Consider the following 18,767-nt stretch of genomic DNA (forward strand, 5'->3'; position numbering starts at 1 on the left):
CCGGAGTAATTCACATGGCAATGTCTGTTGGAGGCAAAGGCGGCGGCGGAGGCCGCCGGGGCGGTCGCCGCGGCGGAGGCCGAGGCGGCCCGATCGCCGATATTAACGTGACGCCGCTGGTCGACGTCATGCTCGTGCTGCTGATCATCTTCATGGTGGCGGCGCCGATGATGACGTCTGGTGTTCCGATCGATCTGCCGCAGACGCAGGCGGGCGCGCTGAATGCCCAGACCCAGCCCATTACCATTTCGATCAAGGCCGATGGCCAGGTGTTCCTGCAGGAGACGCAGATCGACGTCGCCGAAGTCGCCGCCAAACTCAAGGCGATAGCAACCACTGGCTATAACGAGCGCATTTTCGTGCGCGGTGACGGCAAGGCGCCCTATGGCGTGATCGCCGATGTCATGTCGCGCATCCAGGAAGCTGGTTACAAGAATATCGGCTTGGTCACGCAGCAGATAACGGATCACTGACGAACCGACATGAAGCGCAGCCTTGCCACATCTGCTGTCATTCACATCCTGGTGCTGATCGGCGCCATGGTGACGCTGAGTGCGCCGGCGCCGCTGGAAACGCCGGAAAGCACGGCGATGGATGTCGATATCGTGACGGCTGACCAGCTTCAGCAGGGCGAGAAGAAAGCGCCGGTGACGGACCACGTCTCGCGCAAGCAGACCACGAAGCAGGACCAGGTCGCCAACGCGCAGAACGTCGGCGAGAACAAGGTCGATATCAAGAACCCGGTCGTGCCGACGCAACGGCCGGAGAGTGAGACTGCAGCCCTAGCGCCGAAGAAGGTGGAAACGCCTGTTCCACAGGACGATCCGCGCCCGAACGACGTCAAGACGATCGAGCAGCAGGAAACGGAAGCCGCGCCGAAGGAAGTTGCCGCCATTCCGCAGCAGAAGCCGGATGTGACGCCGACTCCGACGCCGAAGACGGACCCCACGCCGCCGACGCCAAAAGCCGATGCGACGCCGACCCCGCCGACGCCCCAGCCGATCGAGCAGGCTGAAATCCAGCTGCCGAATAATGTTCCGGTGCCGGATGTGAAGCCGCAGCCGACACCGCCGAAGGCCGCCGAGCAGAAGCCGGAAGTCAAGCCGACGCCCAAGCCGGAGACGAAGGTGGCCGAAGCAAAGCCGACGGACAAGACGACGACGCAGAGCACGAGCAAAACCACATCCACGGATGACGGCAAGAAGGACGCCGACAAGAAGCGTCAGACTCCAAAGGCCTCCAACAAGGGCCTTGACGATGGTCTTGCTGACGAGATCGCCAATGTCCTGAACAATACGTCATCCAAAGGCGGCGCTGCGCGTTCGCCCAAGCAGGCTTCTGCCGGTGCGGATACGCCGGTCACCTCGCGCGGTGGCATGAAATCGATGGGCGCCGGCAAGCTCAGCCAGAGCCAGCAAGACGGTTTGCGCGATCTGATCCAAAAATACTGGAACCTTACGCCCGGTCTTGAAGGCGCTGGAGACGTGCGCGTCAAGATTCACTTCAGGCTCGACAAATCCGGGCAGATCGTTGGCGAGCCGGAGGCGACCACGAGCGGCGGACCGGCTTCGACGCAGGCAGCCATGCAGGGCGCCGCTGTACGTGCTGTTCTTCGGGCGCAATCGGAGTACCTGAAGATTCTTCCGGCCGACAAGTATGAAGACTGGCAGGAAGTCGTCGTGAACTTCAGCGCAGCGGATATGGGGATGTGATGGAGGGAGCGCGGCTTTCGACGAACCACTGTCCCCGTTTCGGCCTGAGCTTGCTTACGGCCTTGGGGGTGATGTTGACTGGCTTCGTGTCCGCACAGGCTGCAAGCGCGACGCAGCCGCAAGAAAATTCCGCTAGGAACAGTCTCCGCGACGACGTTGCTAAAAGCTGGAATATCCCTCCGGGCATGGCAGGGGCGAAGCATGTCCACGTCCGGGTGCATCTCAAGCTCAGCCGAAGCGGAGAGATCGTGGGCGAACCGAAGGTTACCGCGGCTGGTGGACCCAAGGCGACGCAACAAGCTATGGAGGCCGCCGCTGTGCGAGCCGTGCTCCGGGCCGCTCCGTTCAAAAACCTACCAATAGATCAATATGACGACTGGAAAGAAGTGATGCTTCGCTTCGATGCCAGTGATCCAGCGAATTAATGCTGAAAGGCTTGATACATATGATCAGAAACTCCCTCGTTCGTCTCCTGCTGGTGCTGGCAGGCCTGACGGCAGTCTTCGCCACTCCGGCCTACGCCGTGGTCGAGCTAAACATCAACAAGGGCAACGTCCAGCCCATGCCGATCGCCATCACCGACCTTCTGTCGAATGATAGCCTCGGCCCGCAGATCTCGGGCGTGATCGCCGCCGACCTGCAGCGTTCCGGCCTGTTCGCTCCGATCAACAAGCAGGCCTTCATCGAAAAGATCACCAATCCGGATTCGACCCCGCGCTTCCAGGATTGGACCTCGATCAACGCGCAGGCGCTCGTAACCGGCCGGGTGACGCAGGAAGGCGGCCGCCTTCGTGCCGAATTCCGCCTGTGGGACACGTTCGGCAACAGCCAGATGATCGGCCAGCAGTTCTTTGCCCAGCCGGACAACTGGCGCCGCGTTGCCCATATCATCGCCGATGCGATCTATCAGAAGATCACCGGCGAGAAGGGTTATTTCGATACGCGCGTCGTTTTCGTCGCGGAAAGCGGCCCGAAGACGGCCCGCAAGACGCAGCTCGGCATCATGGACCAGGACGGCGCCAACGTGCGCATGCTGACCGACGGCAGCGATCTCGTGCTGACACCGCGCTTTTCGCCGAACCGGCAGGAAGTGACCTACATGTCCTTCGCCAATCAGCAGCCGCGCGTCTACCTGCTGCAGCTGCAGACGGGCCAGCGCGAACTGGTCGGCAACTTCCCGGGCATGACCTTCTCGCCGCGCTTCTCGCCGGACGGCCAGCGCGTGATCATGAGCCTGCAGCAGGAAGGTAATGCCAATATCTACACGATGGACCTGCGTTCGCGCACCACGACCCGCCTGACTTCGACGGCCGCGATCGACACGTCGCCCTCCTATTCGCCCGACGGCACGCAGGTCGCCTTTGAAAGTGACCGCGGCGGTAAGCCGCAGATCTATGTGATGAATGCCGATGGCTCCAACCAGCGCCGCATTTCTTTCGGTGACGGCTCCTATTCCACGCCGGTCTGGTCGCCGCGCGGCGATCTCATCGCCTTCACCAAACAGTCCGGCGGAAGCTTCTCCATCGGCGTCATGAAGACGGATGGTTCGGGCGAGCGCCTGCTGACCACCGGCTTCCATAATGAAGGTCCGACCTGGGCGCCGAACGGCCGCGTCATCATGTTCTTCCGCCAGCCGGCCGGCGCAGGCGGCCCGCAGCTCTTCTCCATCGATCTAACCGGCTATAACGAACAGAAGATCCCGACGCCGGGCTTCGCTTCCGACCCCGCCTGGTCGCCGCTGCTCGAGTGATGAAGCGGCTTGCCACTTTATCGCCGCAAAGTCCTGTGACTGGACCGCTTCACGACGATTTTAGGACATCATTAACCATACTCGTTGGAATCCGATTAACCGAACCCGGTTACAGTCTGGCAACCCTGATAGAGACTTAAGGAGAGACCGGCCATGAGCCGCACCGCAAACCAGGCCGTTGGCCACATGCAGAACCTCGCCCGCAACCCGATCATGATCGCGCTTTTCGTTGGCCTTTCTCTGGCCGGCTGCGCGTCGAAGAAGGGTCTGCCGAACGATGCCAATGGTCTTGGCCTGAACGGTGCCGGCAATGCTACTCCGGGTTCGCCGCAGGACTTCACGGTCAATGTCGGCGACCGCATCTTCTTCGACACCGACAGCACCTCCATCCGCACCGATGCCGCCCAGACGCTCGATCGTCAGGCACAGTGGCTGGCGCGCTACCCGAACTATGCGATCACCGTCGAAGGCCATGCCGACGAACGCGGCACGCGTGAATACAACCTGGCTCTCGGCGCCCGTCGTGCGGCTGCCACCAAGGACTACCTGGCTTCGCGCGGCGTTCCGGCCAAGCGCATGAAGACGATCTCCTACGGCAAGGAACGTCCCGTCGCCACCTGCGACGATATTTCCTGCTGGTCGCAGAACCGCCGTGCTGTCACCGTGCTGAACGGCGCCGGTTCCTGATAGGTCACACGACTGGTCGAATGCATAAAGGCGGCCTCACGGTCGCCTTTACTTTTTTGACCACACTTTGGCCGAACTCCGTTGCTTTTTGAGAGCAATTGTAAAAATCTCCTGTTCGAGCCTATGGCCCGAAGAATCAATGAGACAGGACGATCCATATGAGAAAACTTGTCGTGGCGAGCATGCTTTGTCTCGCCGCCTTTGCGGGTAGCGAGCGCGATGCTTCTGCCTTGTCGCTGTTTGGAATCCACCTTGGAGGCCGCAATGCCTCCACGCAGGCGGCCCCCGACAATGCGTATCAAAGACAAGCACAATACGGCCAGGCACCGGTCGTCAGGGTTCAAAGCAGCGACGCCGAAGTTCGTCTGCAGCAGCTTGAGGACCAGATGCGCCAGCTGAACGGCCGTGTCGAGGAAATGAGCTATCAGCTTCTTCAGATGCAGGAGCAGATCCGCAAGGCGCAGGAAGACAACGAATTCCGCTTCCAGCAGCTCGAAAAGCGCGGCGGTGGCGCGCCTGCGGCGGGCGGCGCGATGAAGAAGAGCGAAGCAAATGTCCCCGCACAGGGCAGCGGCGGCCAGCAGGACGATATCGCAGGCGTCATCACCGACTCGCAGAACGGCAGTGCCGTTTCGTCGCGCGGCAGCGGCGCGGGCAAGCCGCCGAGCGAGCTCGGTTCCATCCAGTTCGACCCGAACGGAAACCAGGTCGGCTCCTCGATGACGGGGGCCAGCAATGGCTCGGGTGCGGCGCCGAGCGCCGGCTCCAACACCCAGACGGCTTCGCTCGGCAGCGAGAACGATCAATACAAGGCCGCCTACGGCCATGTCCTGTCCGGCGACTACAGTGTCGCCGAACAGGAGTTCCGCCAGTATCTCGACAGCTACCCGAGCAGCTCAAAGGCTGCGGATGCGAATTTCTGGCTCGGAGAGGCGCTTTATTCCCAGGGCAAATATAACGAGGCCGCCAAGACGTTCCTGAATGCGCACCAGAAGTACAGCGGCTCCGAAAAGGCGCCCGAAATGCTGCTGAAGCTCGGCATGTCGCTTGCCGCACTCGACAACAAGGATACCGCCTGCGCGACGCTTCGCGAAGTGACCAAGCGTTATCCGAAGGCTTCCAAGGCCGTAACCGGCAAAGTTGCCAGCGAAGAGAAGCGGCTTGCCTGCTGATTGCCATGTCCGGTGACGCTGTGACCGGCGGCGCCACGGTTCTCTTGCCCGAGGACGCTGCAAGTGAATTTCTGCTTTCCCTATCGAAGCCTGCTCATATCCTGGTCGCCATTTCGGGCGGCAGCGATTCAACCGGGCTTTTGATTGCCCTTGCCGAACGGCTGCAATCCCTTCCTCACGAAGATGTAACTCTCAGCGCCGCGACCGTAGACCATGGCTTGAGAGCCGAAGCGGCGGACGAAGCGCGAGAGGTCGCCGCACTCTGCGCCTCGCGCGGTATTTCTCATTTTATACGGCGCTGGGAAGGCGAGAAGCCCGCGACCGGCATCATGGCGGCCGCCCGCGAAGCACGCTATGAGCTGCTTGCCGATCTTGCAGCCGAGATTTCGGCCGATGTCATCGTGACCGCGCACACGATGGACGATCAGCGCGAGACGATGGCCATGCGCAGCAAGCGCAGGCCACAGGGCGAGAGCGGTACCGGCATAGCCGATGCGGTGCTGTTTGACCGCCGCATCTGGATTGCCAGGCCGTTTCTGGCCTGCCGGCGGATTGGTATCAGAGCCTATCTTGCGGCGCGGGGCCTATCCTGGCTCGACGATCCAAGCAATGAGGACACGACGTACGAGCGTGTCCGCACGCGCGCGGATCTCGCTCGGCATCGGGCGGAAGCGGAGGTGCCTGCGGATGGTGCCGCCGATCGCGCGGTGCTTTCCGGCAAGGCATCCGCATGGCTGGACGCTCATGTGACCATTCATTCCAATGCGCTTTGCGTCATCGATCGATCCGCCTTCGCAGCGGAGGAGGCGATTGCCGCCTATGCCTTATCCTATATCGCCGCGGCTTTCGGCGGTAAGGCCTATGCGCCCGGGCGCGAGCAGATGCGGCATATCCTTGGCTTCATAAGGGCGGGGAATACCGGGCGGCGCACGGCAGGTGGCGTTGTTTTCGATCTGCGCCGGGAGGCGCTCTATCTGATGCGCGAGGGCCGCAATATCGGCTCGCTCTTGCTCATGCCGGGTGAAAAGGGGTGTTGGGACGGCCGTTTCGAGGTGCTGAATTCAGGGCGAACATCCATTCGCGTGCGTGCCTGCGGAGCGGAAGGTACGGCGACTTTCCCGCCGGAGCTGGCGAAGGGAGCGGTACAGCGCGCCAGGGCGGCATTGCCGTTGATCGAGGTCGACGGATCCGCTGCTGCGGCCGCGTCTGTGGTTACTCCCCATCTTGCACCTTTCGACCGCTTTTTGACACGATTCGATCTCACATTTGCAGATCGCCTTTCCGCGGCTTTTGGGCGCGAGGCCTATAGGCGGCTGCCGTTTTCGGCCCTATAGACGGAAAAAGCATGCGGCAGTGCGGTTTGCCTTGGCAAGGGCTTGGCGCAACCCTATGTTAGGGATCAAGTAATGCCGTCGCTTAGGCGGCGGAAGTTTCAGTGCTGGGGAGTTCGATGAACCCTAATTTTCGTAATTTCGCTCTGTGGGCAATCATAGCGTTGCTGTTGATTGCCCTGTTCAGCATGTTTCAGAACGCGCCGGCACAAACAGGCTCCAGGGAAATACCGTATTCGCAGTTCCTCCGGGAAGTTGATTCCGGCCGGGTTCGTGACGTGACCGTCACGGGCAATCGCGTCGTCGGCAGCTATGTCGAAAACGGCACGCCCTTCCAGACCTATGCTCCGGTCATCGATGACAGCCTGCTTGAGCGCCTGCAGACCAAGAACGTCAACATCGTCGCCCGTCCGGAATCGGACGGTTCGTCGAGCTTCCTCAGCTATCTCGGCACGTTGCTGCCGATGCTCCTGATCCTCGGCGTCTGGCTGTTCTTCATGCGTCAGATGCAGGGCGGTTCGCGCGGCGCGATGGGTTTCGGCAAGTCCAAGGCCAAGCTCCTGACGGAGGCGCATGGGCGCGTCACCTTCGATGATGTCGCTGGTGTCGATGAAGCCAAGCAGGATCTGGAAGAGATCGTGGAATTCCTGCGCGATCCGCAGAAGTTCCAGCGTCTGGGTGGCCGCATCCCGCGCGGCGTCCTGCTTGTCGGGCCTCCCGGTACGGGTAAGACGCTTCTGGCTCGCGCCATAGCGGGTGAGGCCAACGTGCCGTTCTTCACCATTTCCGGTTCGGACTTCGTCGAAATGTTCGTCGGCGTCGGCGCAAGCCGCGTCCGCGACATGTTCGAGCAGGCCAAGAAGAATGCACCCTGCATCATCTTCATCGACGAAATCGACGCCGTCGGCCGCCATCGTGGCGCCGGTCTCGGCGGCGGCAACGACGAACGCGAGCAGACGCTCAACCAGTTGCTGGTCGAGATGGACGGTTTCGAGGCCAATGAAGGCATCATCCTGATCGCCGCCACTAACCGCCCCGACGTTCTCGACCCCGCGCTGCTGCGTCCTGGCCGTTTCGACCGTCAGGTCGTGGTTCCGAACCCGGATATCGTCGGCCGCGAACGCATCCTCAAGGTTCATGCCCGCAACGTGCCGCTGGCTCCGAACGTCGATCTGAAGACGCTGGCCCGCGGTACGCCCGGCTTCTCCGGTGCCGACCTGATGAACCTCGTCAACGAAGCCGCCCTCATGGCCGCCCGCCGCAACAAGCGCCTGGTGACGATGCAGGAATTCGAAGACGCCAAGGACAAGATCATGATGGGCGCCGAGCGCCGCTCTTCGGCGATGACCGAAGCGGAAAAGAAGCTCACCGCCTATCATGAAGCCGGTCACGCGATCACGGCACTCAATGTCGCCGTCGCCGACCCCTTGCACAAGGCGACCATCATTCCGCGCGGCCGCGCGCTCGGCATGGTCATGCAGCTTCCCGAGGGCGATCGCTACTCGATGAGCTACAAGTGGATGGTTTCGCGTCTCTGCATCATGATGGGCGGCCGCGTCGCCGAAGAACTGACCTTCGGCAAGGAGAACATCACTTCGGGTGCGTCCTCCGACATCGAGCAGGCGACCAAGCTTGCCCGTGCGATGGTGACCCAATGGGGCTTCTCCGACGAGCTCGGCCAGGTTGCCTATGGCGAGAACCAGCAGGAGGTTTTCCTCGGTCACTCCGTCTCGCAGTCGAAGAACGTTTCGGAAGCCACGGCGCAAAAGATCGACAACGAGGTTCGCCGCTTGATCGATCAGGCCTATCGGCAGGCCAAGGACATTCTCACTTCGAAGCACGACGAGTTCGTGGCTCTGGCGGAAGGTCTTCTTGAATATGAGACGCTGACGGGCGAGGAAATCAAGGCGCTGATCCGCGGCGAGAAACCGGCACGCGATCTCGGCGACGATACGCCGCCGAGCCGTGGTTCGGCCGTGCCGAAGACCGGCGCGAAAAAGGACGGTTCGCTTGGCGCCAAAGGGGATGAACCCGAAGGCGGTTTCGAGCCGCAGCCGCGCTGACGCTAGAGCCGGATGATTTCAGGTCCGTTCGACCTAAAATCTGAATCCGCTCTGGAATCAAAGAAGTAGAGTGTGATGCCGTCCGAAAGCCGCCCACAGTTTTCGGCATCACGCTCTAGGAGCGATTGAACATGTAAACGAAGAGGCCGGTTCTCCTTTGAGTAGGGGACCGGCCTTTTTTTGATGGTTGAGGGTAACGAACGGAGGCTGAGGTCGCCGCTGCCCAGACCGACGATCGGATATCTCCATGCCTGAAGCATCCCCCATCCTCAGCTCGACGATTACCTGTCCGGTCTGCCGCTCCTCGGCGACCGAAACGATGCCGACCGACGCCTGCCTGCATCTCTACGAATGTAAGGGCTGCGGTGCCGTCCTTCGCCCGAAGGCAGGTGATTGCTGTGTGTTCTGCTCATATGGAACCGTTCCTTGCCCGCCGATCCCGGCTCAGACGGCCAAGCCGATCAGGGATGTGTGAGGACGGCCTCTGAACTGCAGTCCTGTCCATAGGCGCCACATTTGCGCTGACAGGCGAAAGGCTGGTTCCGTTTCTTGGGGAATTAGCTTTTTTAGTGCTTATTAATGGTAACGCGTTGTAATAGGCGTTCTCGGTAATTTAAGTGCCGAATTTTACAATGTGTGGCATGAGCCACAAGCATCGACACCTGCCGGTTCTCCCAATCCTGGAGCTGCGGTGCCGATGGCGCTGCATCTCCCGCAAGGATGCGGCAACGACAGGAGTGCATATGAAACGTCGCTATTTCGGAACTGACGGAATTCGCGGTCAATCCAATATCTATCCGATGACGCCTGATCTTGCCATGCGCGTGGGTATCGCAGCCGGCACGATCTTCCATCGAGGTAATCATCGTCATCGCGTCGTGATCGGCAAGGACACGCGCCTTTCCGGCTATATGCTGGAAAATGCCATGGTGGCTGGCTTTACCGCAGCCGGCGTCGATGCCTTCGTTCTCGGCCCTATTCCAACGCCGGCAGTCGCCATGCTGACGCGTTCACTGCGCGCGGATATCGGCGTCATGATCTCCGCCTCGCACAATCCGTATCAGGATAACGGCATCAAGCTTTTCGGTCCGGATGGCTACAAGCTTTCCGACGATCTGGAAATGAAGATCGAGGACATGCTCGACAAGGATATGTCGGAACATCTTGCCAAGGCGGAGAATATCGGCCGTGCCAAGCGTATCGACGGCGTGCATGACCGCTACATCGAACATGCCAAGCGCACGCTGCCGCGCGACGTCACGCTGCAGGGACTGCGTATCGCCATCGACTGCGCGAATGGGGCCGCCTACAAGGTCGCTCCGGCCGCCCTTTGGGAGCTTGGCGCGGAGGTCGTGACCATCGGCAACGAGCCGAACGGCACGAACATCAACCTCAATTGCGGCTCCACGAGCCCCGTCGCCCTGCAGAAGAAGGTGGATGAGGTGCGCGCCGATATCGGCATCGCGCTCGATGGCGATGCCGACCGTGTGATCATCGTCGATGAGACGGGCACGATCATCGATGGAGACCAGCTGATGGCCGTCATCGCCGAAAGCTGGGCCGAGAGCCAGACGCTGCGCGGCAACGGCATCGTCGCAACCGTCATGTCCAATCTCGGCCTGGAGCGTTTCCTCGAAGAGCGCGGCATGTCGCTTGCCCGCACGGCCGTGGGCGACCGTTATGTCGTCGAGCACATGCGTCAGCACAATTACAATGTCGGCGGCGAACAATCCGGCCATATCGTGCTGTCCGATTACGGCACGACGGGAGATGGCCTCGTGGCGGCGCTGCAAATCCTCGCTGCGGTGAAGCGCACGGGCAAGCCGGTCAGCGAGGTCTGCCGCCGTTTCGAGCCGGTGCCGCAGCTGCTGCGCAATGTCCGCATTTCCGGCGGCAAGCCGCTGGAGGACATTCAGGTGCGTCAGGCGATCGCCGATGCGGAAAGCGAACTCTCTCGCAACGGACGGCTGGTGATCCGTCCGTCCGGCACGGAACCGTTGATCCGCGTCATGGCGGAAGGCGACGATCGCGGCCAGATCGAGCGTATCGTCGGCGGGTTGATCGACGTGATCTCGAACGTGCGTTCGGCCGCCTGAGCGACCCAGGAAAAGCATTGCATATCCGGATCCATGGCCGTCTCGTCGAGGCGGCCATATCGCTTCCTGCGGCCGGATCGACGGTTGGTCTACTGGAACATTTCGCCGGGATAGGCGCCCCAGAGCTTGTCCTGTCTGATATAGCCTTTTGCCGAATGCTCCCTTACCGAAACGCGGCACCATGTGCCGGAGCAGGACTGGAGCGATACCAGTACGCGCGGCTGCAGTTCCGCGATTGCCCTTCCGGTCGGATTGGGATCGGCGCGCAGCATCGCATTCCCGGCCAGCCAGGGAGCGACCACGGCGGTGCGGGCGCCTGAGAGCAGGGCGCTGTGCATCCAGCCGGTTACTCCGGTATCGTCGCGGACCTGCCGCCAATGGCCGTATTCGTCGATGATCTCCAGCGGGAGGCCCGGCTTCATATAGATCCATTTGGTCGCATAGATCGTCGACGGTCCGACGCGCATGCGCGCCTTCTGAGCTCTGAGCGAAACATAGCGCGGGATCGGCAAGCCCGTTTCACGCCCTTTGTTCCATGCCGCGGCTGCGGCGACGGGCTTTACCGGCATGGGGCCGGCCAGAGCGGCAGAGCTCAGGAAGACGAGGACGAGGCCCAGGCAGACCCATATTTTTCGATGGCAAGTCAAAGACTTCCTCCTGAGTTGGCTTCCCGGCCTTCGCATTGTAATGGCTCGTTTCTTGCCAATCGGTTTAGAAGGAGGACGGCCGATGGTCGTGCAAGTTCGAAGCGTCGGGAGAACGAAGGAGGTGCCGTCAGCCGCATCCCATTCTTCTTACTGCAAAATTACCGATATCTAATATATTGGTGAAGTATAGATGCTAATAAATAGGGTAAATATTCGTAGTTAATCAGGTTTTAACTCCTTTTCATCATTATCCTCGTCATGTCATTTCGATTGGCAAGCCTCTGTGTTGTGCCAAGAGCAAGAAATTTGGAGCCAAAGCCATGATGAGAACCGTGATCGGCGCACTTGCCACTTTGCTTATCGGCACGTCGGCCTTTTCCGCTGATCTTTATACACCCGAGCCCCAGCAACCGGCGCCGGAAGTAACTGTTGCCCAATCCAGCGGCTGGTATCTGCGCGGCGACGTGGGCTACGCCTTCACGAACCTGCGCGGCGCCAACTACTTCCAGGGTTCCAATTCCAGCCTGGTCGATTTCGATAGCGCGAAGCTGGACGGTAATGTTACGCTCGGCGGCGGCGTCGGTTACCAGATCAACAACTACCTGCGCACGGACTTGACGCTCGACTATCTCTTCAAGTCCGATTTCAAGGGCTCCACGAAGGGCGATTGCGGTGCTTGCGGCCCGGGCTTTACGCCGACGGCGGCGACCTCGCGCGATCTTGCCACCCTGACGGCCTATAGCTTGCTTGCCAACGCCTATGTCGATCTCGGCACCTACGGGATCTTCACGCCCTATGTCGGTGGCGGTCTCGGCGGCACCTATGTCAAGTGGAGCAATCTGAAGAACACGTCCTGCTCCGACGCCAATCCGGATTCTTGCGATGGAACGGTCACGCATAACGGCCGCGGCAGCTGGCGCTTCACCTATGCACTGATGGCCGGTACATCCATCGACCTGAGCTGCAACCTCAAGGCCGATGTCGGCTATCGCTATCGCCACGTCCAGGGCGGCGATATGTTCGGTTACAACGAGAATGGCGGTCCCGGCTACGATAAGGGCCTGAACCTGCACGAAGCCCGCATTGGTGCCCGCTACACCTTCGGCGGCTGCCAGACAGCAAGCTACATGCCGCCGGCCGATATTCCGGTGCAGCCGCCGGTCTACAAGTAAGCAGTTCTTATCCAAGCTATTGAAAAGCCGCTCGGTTTCATCCGGGCGGCTTTTCCTTTTCATCTCCGCCGTTAAGCAATTCCTCGTGGTTTTAAAGCTTCATTAACCATGAATTCCCTATGGTTAATGGAATGAGAATGGCGGCTTTTCCGCAAAGCGCCTCGCTTGAGGGGCCGAGGCGGGGCGCAGAAGCCAGCCGGTTCGACGCGCGGGCGTCTGCCCGAGGATGGAAGGCGAGGGGTAATGATCCGTTTTGACGCTTTGGCGCTGGCCGCAGCGATGGCAGGCGTATCGGCGGGCATTGCCTTTGCCGCCGATACAACACCGCCGGAAATCAAGATGCCGGAGGTCAGCGTCACGGATGCCAAGGGATGGTATGTGCGCGGCGATGTCGGCTATGCCGTCAATGCCAGCCGCAACGATACGAAATTCCGCGCCTATGACCCCGCAAGCGGCGATTACAGTTCAAGCAGCTTTGATTCGACCCGCTTCGGCGGCGATTTTTCCGGCGGCCTCGGTGTCGGCTATCAGTTCAACGATCTGGTTCGTGCCGATGTCACCGGCGATTTCTTCAGCGGTGATTTCGATGGCCGTATCTCGAGCGGTTCGCCTTGCTCCGGCGGAGCGGGCGGCACGGCTTGCTCCACGAAGGCGCATTCCTCCTTCAGAGCGGGCAGCCTGATGGTCAACGGCTATGTCGATCTCGGCACGCTTGCGGGCTTCACGCCCTATGTCGGCGCCGGTCTCGGCGCCACGCGGGTTTCCTGGAGCAGCGTCAGTGCCCTCGGTTCCTGCGTCGATGCCGCATCGGGCTGCGCCGGTGCTGCCTCGGTCAGTGCGCGCTATCCCGGCGACAGCGACTGGCGCATGACCTATGCCCTGATGGCGGGTGTCGCCTATGAGGTTGCACCGAACATCAAGGTCGATCTCGGCTATCGCTTTTCCCATATCGCGGGTGGCGACATGTTCGGCTATTCGGCTGCAGCCGGTACCGCGGGCCGCGATGGTGCACTTTCGCGGCACGAAATTCGCGTCGGTCTGCGGATCACCACCTGGTAAGGCTGACGCCTTTCCGCTTTTCTTCGAATCGCGAAAAAAACTCTATCCTTTTGTTTTTGCGCAATTCCGGACGGAAAACCGCCCTTTTCCTGGAACCGCTCTAAGGCGTCGTCAGCACATAGGCGATACGCCGGAAGAAATCCAAGGTCCGGAAGATGTGAGCGGGTATGCGCCGCAACGCGGACGATTTGGCGGCGCGATAATCCCGGCGCCAGCCGATCATGGTCGTTCTTTGCAGCTGGCTGAAACCGGCAATATTCGTGCGTGTGCTGACGATGGATATCCGCATGTCCCAGCCGCGCTCCACGGCCACATCCCAAGGCAGCGACATGACGGCCAGCGATTTCACGATCTTTTCGGCACCGCCGCGCGTGACGAGATAGCAGGCAGTGGAGCCCTGCGGGCCGAAGAGGCAGCGGCCGACGATATCGCCCTTCCTGCTGCGCGTCATGGGGCGAAAGCCGTTCCAGCGGTGATTGACGAGCTTGATCAGGTCCGCAGTCGGGGCGGCTTCCTTCGCCGCCATGGCGCGTGCGAGGAAATCGATATCCAAGGCGACATCGTCTTCAATGATGACGGCCATCTCGTCGCCGCTGGCCAAAAAACGGTTCAGCGCCGTTAGATGGCTGCGGTAGCAGCCGTATTCGCCGGGCAGGATAGTGCGGCCGTGCCTGCGCCGGAAGCGATCGTGATCCACGTCGATCCACCGGTCGCGCGGAACGAGGGTGCCGTCTATGCCGTCGACGCGCTCGAATCGGAAGCCGAACTCATCGCTCTGCCTCTGGATCTCGGCCAGCCGTTCCGCTGCTCGGTCGATATTGATAAGATAGACCGGCATGGTCTGTGCGGGTGTGAAAGAGATTTCGGCGAGTGCAGTTGGAGGCATCGAGCACACTTGTAATTTCCATCGGCGCATCAGCGGGCGCCAGGCCTTATATGTTTACGCATCGACACGGAAACCAGCTTTTATGGGGCTATTTTGGTTTAGTTGCATTGCGCGTGCCTTGCATCCCATCAAAATTTCCGCACGAGTTCGTGATGGAGTGCTGCCCATGTATTTTCCTGTTGCGCTCGCGGGCAGCTTCCAATATATCCGGCGGCGGGACACTCCTCCCCAACGAGGAGCTTTCTATCTGAGAGGATAGCATCATGACTAAGCTCGCCAAGCCGGACATCCGTCCGAATAATACCCATTTCTCTTCTGGTCCATGCTCGAAGCGCCCCGGTTGGACGCTTAACGCTCTTTCCGATGCGGCTCTTGGCCGTTCGCACCGCGCGAAGGTCGGCAAGGCAAAGCTGAAGCAGGCCATCGATCTTACCCGCGAAATTCTGGAAGTTCCGGCGGATTATCGCATCGGCATCGTTCCGGCTTCCGACACCGGCGCCGTCGAAATGGCGCTCTGGTCGCTGCTCGGCGAACGCGGCGTCGACATGCTCGCCTGGGAAAGCTTCGGTGCCGGCTGGGTGACCGACGTCGTCAAGCAGCTGAAGCTCAAGGATGTCCGCAAGCTCGAAGCCGCCTATGGCGAGCTGCCCGATCTTTCCGCCGTCGATTTCGACCGCGACGTGGTCTTCACCTGGAATGGCACCACCTCGGGCGTGCGCGTTCCGAACGGCGATTTCATCCCGGCCGACCGCAAGGGCCTGACGATCTGCGACGCGACGTCGGCCGCCTTCGCTCAGAACCTCGATTTTGCCAAACTCGACGTCGTCACCTTCTCCTGGCAGAAGGTCCTGGGCGGTGAGGGCGCGCATGGCGTCATCATCCTGTCGCCCCGCGCCGTCGAGCGCCTGATGACCTATCAGCCGGCCTGGCCGCTGCCGAAGATCTTCCGCATGACTAGCGGCGGCAAGCTGATCGAAGGCATCTTCACCGGCGAGACGATCAACACGCCGTCGATGCTCTGCGTCGAAGACTATATCGACGCTCTCCTGTGGGCGAAGGAACTCGGTGGCCTGAAGGCACTGATCGGCCGCGCCGATGCCAACGCCAAGGTCATCCACGACTTCGTTGCCGCCAACGGCTGGATCGCCAATCTTGCCGTCAAGGCCGAGACGGAATCCAACACCTCCGTCTGCCTGAAGATCGTCGACAAGGATGTCGTCGCTCTCGATGCCGACGGTCAGGCGAATTTCGCCAAGGGCTTGGTAGCGCTGCTTGAGAAGGAAGGCGTCGCCTATGACGTCGGTCACTACCGCGACGCTCCATCGGGCCTGCGTATCTGGGCCGGTGCGACGATCGAAGCTTCCGACATGCAGAAGCTGATGCCCTGGCTCGCCTGGGCTTTTGAAACGCAGAAGGCGACGCTCTCCCAGGCTGCTGTCTGAGGTTTGAAGCGTTTACGGCTCCGCCAACGGGCGGAGCCCGGCATTCCGAACTTATTCTTAGCTGATCTTTTCAGGAGGCCTCCATGGCACCTCGCGTTCTCGTGTCCGACGAATTGTCGGAAACCGCCGTCCAGATCTTCCGCGATCGCGGCGTCGAAGTCGATTTCCAGCCGCAACTCGGCAAGGACAAGGACAAGCTGTTCGAAATCATCGGCCGGTATGACGGCCTTGCCATCCGTTCCGCCACCAAGGTGACGGAGAAGATCATCGAAGCGGCCAAGAATCTCAAGGTCGTCGGCCGGGCCGGCATCGGCGTCGACAATGTCGACATCCCGGCTGCCTCGCGCCGCGGTATCATCGTCATGAACACGCCGTTCGGCAATTCGATCACCACGGCCGAGCATGCTATCGCCCTGATGTTCGCGGTTGCCCGCCAGCTTCCGGCTGCCGACAGCTCGACACAGGCCGGCAAATGGGAAAAGTCGAAATTCATGGGGGTCGAAATCACCGGCAAGACGCTCGGCGTCATCGGCGCCGGCAATATCGGCTCCATCGTGATCGCCCGTGCTCTCGGCCTGAAGATGCATGTCGCTGCCTACGACCCGTTCCTGTCGAAGGAGCGTGCCGAGGAAATGGGTGTGACCAAGGTCGAGCTCGACGAGCTTTTCGCCCGCGCCGATTTCATCACGCTGCATGTGCCGCTGACCGATAAGACCCGCAATATCATCGACGCCAGCGCCATCGCCAAGATGAAGGAAGGTGTGCGCATCATCAACTGCGCCCGCGGTGGTCTCGTCGATGAGGCAGCCCTTGCCGCCGCCATCAAGTCTGGCCACGTTGCCGGTGCCGCCTTCGACGTCTTCGAGGTCGAGCCGGCCAAGGAAAGCCCGCTCTTCGGCCTGCCGAATGTCGTCTGCACGCCGCATCTCGGCGCCTCGACGACGGAAGCCCAGGAGAATGTCGCTCTCCAGGTCGCCGAGCAAATGTCGGACTACCTCATGAAGGGCGCCGTCTCCAACGCCATCAACATGCCCTCGATCACCGCTGAAGAAGCGCCGATCCTGAAGCCGTTCATCAAGCTTGCCGATGTTCTCGGCGCTTTCGTCGGCCAGGTCACGGACGATCCGATCAAGGAAATCGAGATTCTCTACGACGGCGTGACGGCCGGCATGAATACGAAGGCTCTGACGAGCGCGCTGCTCGCCGGTCTGATCCGCAATCAGGTTGCCGACGTCAACATGGTTTCGGCACCGATCATGATCAAGGAAAAGGGCATCGTGCTTGCCGAAGTCAAGCGCGACAAGACCGGCGTCTATGACGGCTACATCAAGCTGACCGTCACGACGGACAGCATGACACGCTCCGTTGCCGGCACCGTCTTCTCGGACGGCAAGCCGCGCTTCATCCAGATCAAGGGCATCAACCTCGACGCCGATGTCGGCAACCATATGGTCTATATCGCCAATACCGACGTTCCCGGCATGATCGGCTTCATCGGCACGACGCTCGGCTCTGCCGGCGTCAACATCGCCAACTTCCAGCTCGGCCGCGACAAGCAGGGCGGAGATGCCATCGCGCTTCTCTATGTCGACGGTGCGATCAGCGACGATGTGCTTGCCAAGCTGACGGCACATCAGGCGATCCGTCAGGCAAAGCCGCTGGTGTTCAACGTCGATTAGAGCCGGATGATTTTAGGTCTGTTCGACCTAGAGCAATTCCAGGAAAAGTGCGCAGCGGTTTTCCGTCCGGAATTGCGCAAAAACAAGGAGATAGAGCGGTTCAGAGATTCCGTGAAAAACTGAACCGCTCTAAAATCTGAATCCGCGCTAGAAATAAAGAAGTAGAGCATGATGCCGTCCGAAAACCGATCACACTTTTCGGCATCATGCTCTGAGCCTGTCTGCCCTGATGCAGGGCGGCAGCCATAGAGTTCGCTCCTCCCAAGAGCCAATCCGAAAGCCCGACGCGACGCGAGTTGCGCCGGGCTTTCTTCGTGGTTGTGAGGGTTGTGGATAAGCCCGGTCCGCAGACTATCGGGGGCAACGAAACGCGCCTATCTCTATGTCATGGAGGCTTTGCGGAAGAACATTCTCGGGGAAGGGATGGGCACGCCGATCGAATGGCTGGCGAAGCCGGTCTCGGTGGCGATCGTGCTGTTTGCACGGGCCATCACTGCCGTTCGGGCGATCTGGCCCGAGAGCGGCATGCAAACCCGCCGCTGCGTCTACTTCGCCAACCATTCCAGCCATGGTGACTTCATTCTGATCTGGACTGTTCTGCCGCCTCGATTGCGCCGGCGCCTGCGCCCGGTGGCGGGCGCGGATTATTGGCTGAAATCGACGCTGAACAGCTTCATCGGCCGGGATGTTTTCAACGCCGTGCTGATCGAGCGGGATCGCGAAGCGCGCAAGGAAGATCCGGTTACGCAGATGACGCAGGCGCTCGACGCCGGCTCGTCGCTGATCCTGTTTCCGGAAGGCACCCGCAATCTGACCGAACAGCTACTGCAGCCTTTCAAGAGCGGGCTTTTCCACCTTGCGCAGGCGCGCCCTGATATCGATCTCGTTCCCGTCTGGATCGACAATCTCAATCGCGTCATGCCCAAGGGCGAGTTCGTGCCTATTCCATTGATCTGCACTGTCAGCTTCGGCGAGCTGCTGCATATCGGTGAGGCAGAGGAGAAGGCGGAGTTTTTGGCGAGAGCCGAAGCGGCACTCCTGGCGCTTGCGCCGAAACGGGCGGGAGATTGA

At 60.7% G+C, this 18,767-nt stretch carries 17 protein-coding genes; 15 read left to right on the top strand and 2 right to left on the bottom strand.

Annotated features, from left to right (window positions below):
• Positions 1-14 precede the first annotated feature (14 nt).
• The 10 genes from tolR to glmM all read left to right on the top strand — a co-directional run bounded on the left by tolR (position 15) and on the right by glmM (position 10,811).
• A complete protein-coding gene (gene tolR / locus Q4Q11_RS04155) occupies positions 15-473 on the top strand; it encodes a protein TolR (RefSeq protein ID WP_112503243.1) in 459 nt (152 codons plus the stop codon).
• 9 nt (positions 474-482) lie between these two features.
• Positions 483-1,712, top strand: a complete 1,230-nt coding sequence (gene tolA, locus Q4Q11_RS04160; protein WP_498568741.1) for a cell envelope integrity protein TolA — start codon at positions 483-485, stop codon at positions 1,710-1,712.
• 71 nt (positions 1,713-1,783) lie between these two features.
• Positions 1,784-2,137 carry a cell envelope integrity protein TolA gene (tolA, locus tag Q4Q11_RS04165; protein WP_498568742.1) on the top strand — a complete coding sequence of 118 codons (354 nt, stop codon included), beginning with the start codon at positions 1,784-1,786 and terminating at the stop codon, positions 2,135-2,137.
• A gap of 20 nt (positions 2,138-2,157) precedes the next feature.
• The gene (gene tolB / locus Q4Q11_RS04170; RefSeq protein ID WP_113213652.1) at positions 2,158-3,462 is read left to right on the top strand and encodes a Tol-Pal system beta propeller repeat protein TolB; all 1,305 of its coding nucleotides are present in this window, start codon (positions 2,158-2,160) and stop codon (positions 3,460-3,462) included.
• Between the two features lie 153 nt (positions 3,463-3,615).
• Complete coding sequence (gene pal, locus Q4Q11_RS04175; protein WP_112503252.1) at positions 3,616-4,149, top strand: peptidoglycan-associated lipoprotein Pal; 534 nt, start codon at positions 3,616-3,618, stop codon at positions 4,147-4,149.
• A gap of 158 nt (positions 4,150-4,307) precedes the next feature.
• Entirely contained in the window at positions 4,308-5,321 is a 1,014-nt protein-coding gene (gene ybgF / locus Q4Q11_RS04180) for a tol-pal system protein YbgF (RefSeq protein ID WP_112503255.1), read from the top strand.
• Between the two features lie 5 nt (positions 5,322-5,326).
• On the top strand, positions 5,327-6,655 hold the full coding sequence (gene tilS / locus Q4Q11_RS04185; protein WP_498568743.1) for a tRNA lysidine(34) synthetase TilS: 1,329 nt from the start codon (positions 5,327-5,329) through the stop codon (positions 6,653-6,655).
• Positions 6,656-6,771: 116 nt separating this feature from the next.
• On the top strand, positions 6,772-8,715 hold the full coding sequence (ftsH, locus tag Q4Q11_RS04190; protein ID WP_112503261.1) for an ATP-dependent zinc metalloprotease FtsH: 1,944 nt from the start codon (positions 6,772-6,774) through the stop codon (positions 8,713-8,715).
• 247 nt (positions 8,716-8,962) lie between these two features.
• A complete protein-coding gene (locus Q4Q11_RS04195; RefSeq protein WP_498568744.1) occupies positions 8,963-9,190 on the top strand; it encodes a GDCCVxC domain-containing (seleno)protein in 228 nt (75 codons plus the stop codon).
• Between the two features lie 268 nt (positions 9,191-9,458).
• Positions 9,459-10,811, top strand: a complete 1,353-nt coding sequence (gene glmM / locus Q4Q11_RS04200) for a phosphoglucosamine mutase (RefSeq protein ID WP_112503267.1) — start codon at positions 9,459-9,461, stop codon at positions 10,809-10,811.
• A gap of 89 nt (positions 10,812-10,900) precedes the next feature.
• Here glmM and Q4Q11_RS04205 read toward each other — a convergent pair whose 3' ends face one another.
• On the bottom strand, positions 10,901-11,458 hold the full coding sequence (locus Q4Q11_RS04205) for an SH3 domain-containing protein (protein WP_498568745.1): 558 nt from the start codon (positions 11,456-11,458) through the stop codon (positions 10,901-10,903).
• A 320-nt stretch (positions 11,459-11,778) separates the two neighbouring features.
• Between Q4Q11_RS04205 and Q4Q11_RS04210 the strand changes: the two genes are divergently transcribed.
• Both Q4Q11_RS04210 and Q4Q11_RS04215 read left to right on the top strand, forming a co-directional pair.
• Positions 11,779-12,630 (top strand): outer membrane protein, encoded by an 852-nt coding sequence (locus Q4Q11_RS04210; RefSeq protein ID WP_112503271.1) that lies wholly within the window; start codon positions 11,779-11,781, stop codon positions 12,628-12,630.
• Between the two features lie 243 nt (positions 12,631-12,873).
• On the top strand, positions 12,874-13,689 hold the full coding sequence (locus Q4Q11_RS04215; RefSeq protein ID WP_113213550.1) for an outer membrane protein: 816 nt from the start codon (positions 12,874-12,876) through the stop codon (positions 13,687-13,689).
• A 100-nt stretch (positions 13,690-13,789) separates the two neighbouring features.
• On the opposite strand, the gene Q4Q11_RS04220 is transcribed toward Q4Q11_RS04215, so the two are convergent.
• The gene (locus tag Q4Q11_RS04220) at positions 13,790-14,575 is read right to left on the bottom strand and encodes a glycosyltransferase family 25 protein (RefSeq protein WP_112503276.1); all 786 of its coding nucleotides are present in this window, start codon (positions 14,573-14,575) and stop codon (positions 13,790-13,792) included.
• 263 nt (positions 14,576-14,838) lie between these two features.
• Between Q4Q11_RS04220 and Q4Q11_RS04225 the strand changes: the two genes are divergently transcribed.
• The 3 genes from Q4Q11_RS04225 to Q4Q11_RS04235 all read left to right on the top strand — a co-directional run bounded on the left by Q4Q11_RS04225 (position 14,839) and on the right by Q4Q11_RS04235 (position 18,767).
• The gene (locus Q4Q11_RS04225) at positions 14,839-16,017 is read left to right on the top strand and encodes a phosphoserine transaminase (RefSeq protein ID WP_498568746.1); all 1,179 of its coding nucleotides are present in this window, start codon (positions 14,839-14,841) and stop codon (positions 16,015-16,017) included.
• Between the two features lie 83 nt (positions 16,018-16,100).
• A complete protein-coding gene (gene serA, locus Q4Q11_RS04230) occupies positions 16,101-17,696 on the top strand; it encodes a phosphoglycerate dehydrogenase (RefSeq protein WP_112503285.1) in 1,596 nt (531 codons plus the stop codon).
• A 423-nt stretch (positions 17,697-18,119) separates the two neighbouring features.
• The gene (locus tag Q4Q11_RS04235; protein WP_498568764.1) at positions 18,120-18,767 is read left to right on the top strand and encodes a lysophospholipid acyltransferase family protein; all 648 of its coding nucleotides are present in this window, start codon (positions 18,120-18,122) and stop codon (positions 18,765-18,767) included.

This window comes from Rhizobium sp. UFLA01-1127, assembly GCF_059803845.1.

Coding starts and splice junctions, on each gene's coding strand:
- pal (WP_112503252.1), top strand. CDS start 3,616: ATGAGCCGCACCGCAAACCAGGCCGTTGGCCACATGCAGAACCTCGCC.
- Q4Q11_RS04235 (WP_498568764.1), top strand. CDS start 18,120: ATGGGCACGCCGATCGAATGGCTGGCGAAGCCGGTCTCGGTGGCGATC.
- ybgF (WP_112503255.1), top strand. CDS start 4,308: ATGAGAAAACTTGTCGTGGCGAGCATGCTTTGTCTCGCCGCCTTTGCG.
- serA (WP_112503285.1), top strand. CDS start 16,101: ATGGCACCTCGCGTTCTCGTGTCCGACGAATTGTCGGAAACCGCCGTC.
- Q4Q11_RS04220 (WP_112503276.1), bottom strand. CDS start 14,575: ATGCCTCCAACTGCACTCGCCGAAATCTCTTTCACACCCGCACAGACC.
- tolA (WP_498568741.1), top strand. CDS start 483: ATGAAGCGCAGCCTTGCCACATCTGCTGTCATTCACATCCTGGTGCTG.
- ftsH (WP_112503261.1), top strand. CDS start 6,772: ATGAACCCTAATTTTCGTAATTTCGCTCTGTGGGCAATCATAGCGTTG.
- tilS (WP_498568743.1), top strand. CDS start 5,327: ATGTCCGGTGACGCTGTGACCGGCGGCGCCACGGTTCTCTTGCCCGAG.
- tolB (WP_113213652.1), top strand. CDS start 2,158: ATGATCAGAAACTCCCTCGTTCGTCTCCTGCTGGTGCTGGCAGGCCTG.
- Q4Q11_RS04210 (WP_112503271.1), top strand. CDS start 11,779: ATGATGAGAACCGTGATCGGCGCACTTGCCACTTTGCTTATCGGCACG.
- Q4Q11_RS04215 (WP_113213550.1), top strand. CDS start 12,874: ATGATCCGTTTTGACGCTTTGGCGCTGGCCGCAGCGATGGCAGGCGTA.
- Q4Q11_RS04225 (WP_498568746.1), top strand. CDS start 14,839: ATGACTAAGCTCGCCAAGCCGGACATCCGTCCGAATAATACCCATTTC.
- glmM (WP_112503267.1), top strand. CDS start 9,459: ATGAAACGTCGCTATTTCGGAACTGACGGAATTCGCGGTCAATCCAAT.
- tolR (WP_112503243.1), top strand. CDS start 15: ATGGCAATGTCTGTTGGAGGCAAAGGCGGCGGCGGAGGCCGCCGGGGC.
- Q4Q11_RS04195 (WP_498568744.1), top strand. CDS start 8,963: ATGCCTGAAGCATCCCCCATCCTCAGCTCGACGATTACCTGTCCGGTC.
- tolA (WP_498568742.1), top strand. CDS start 1,784: ATGTTGACTGGCTTCGTGTCCGCACAGGCTGCAAGCGCGACGCAGCCG.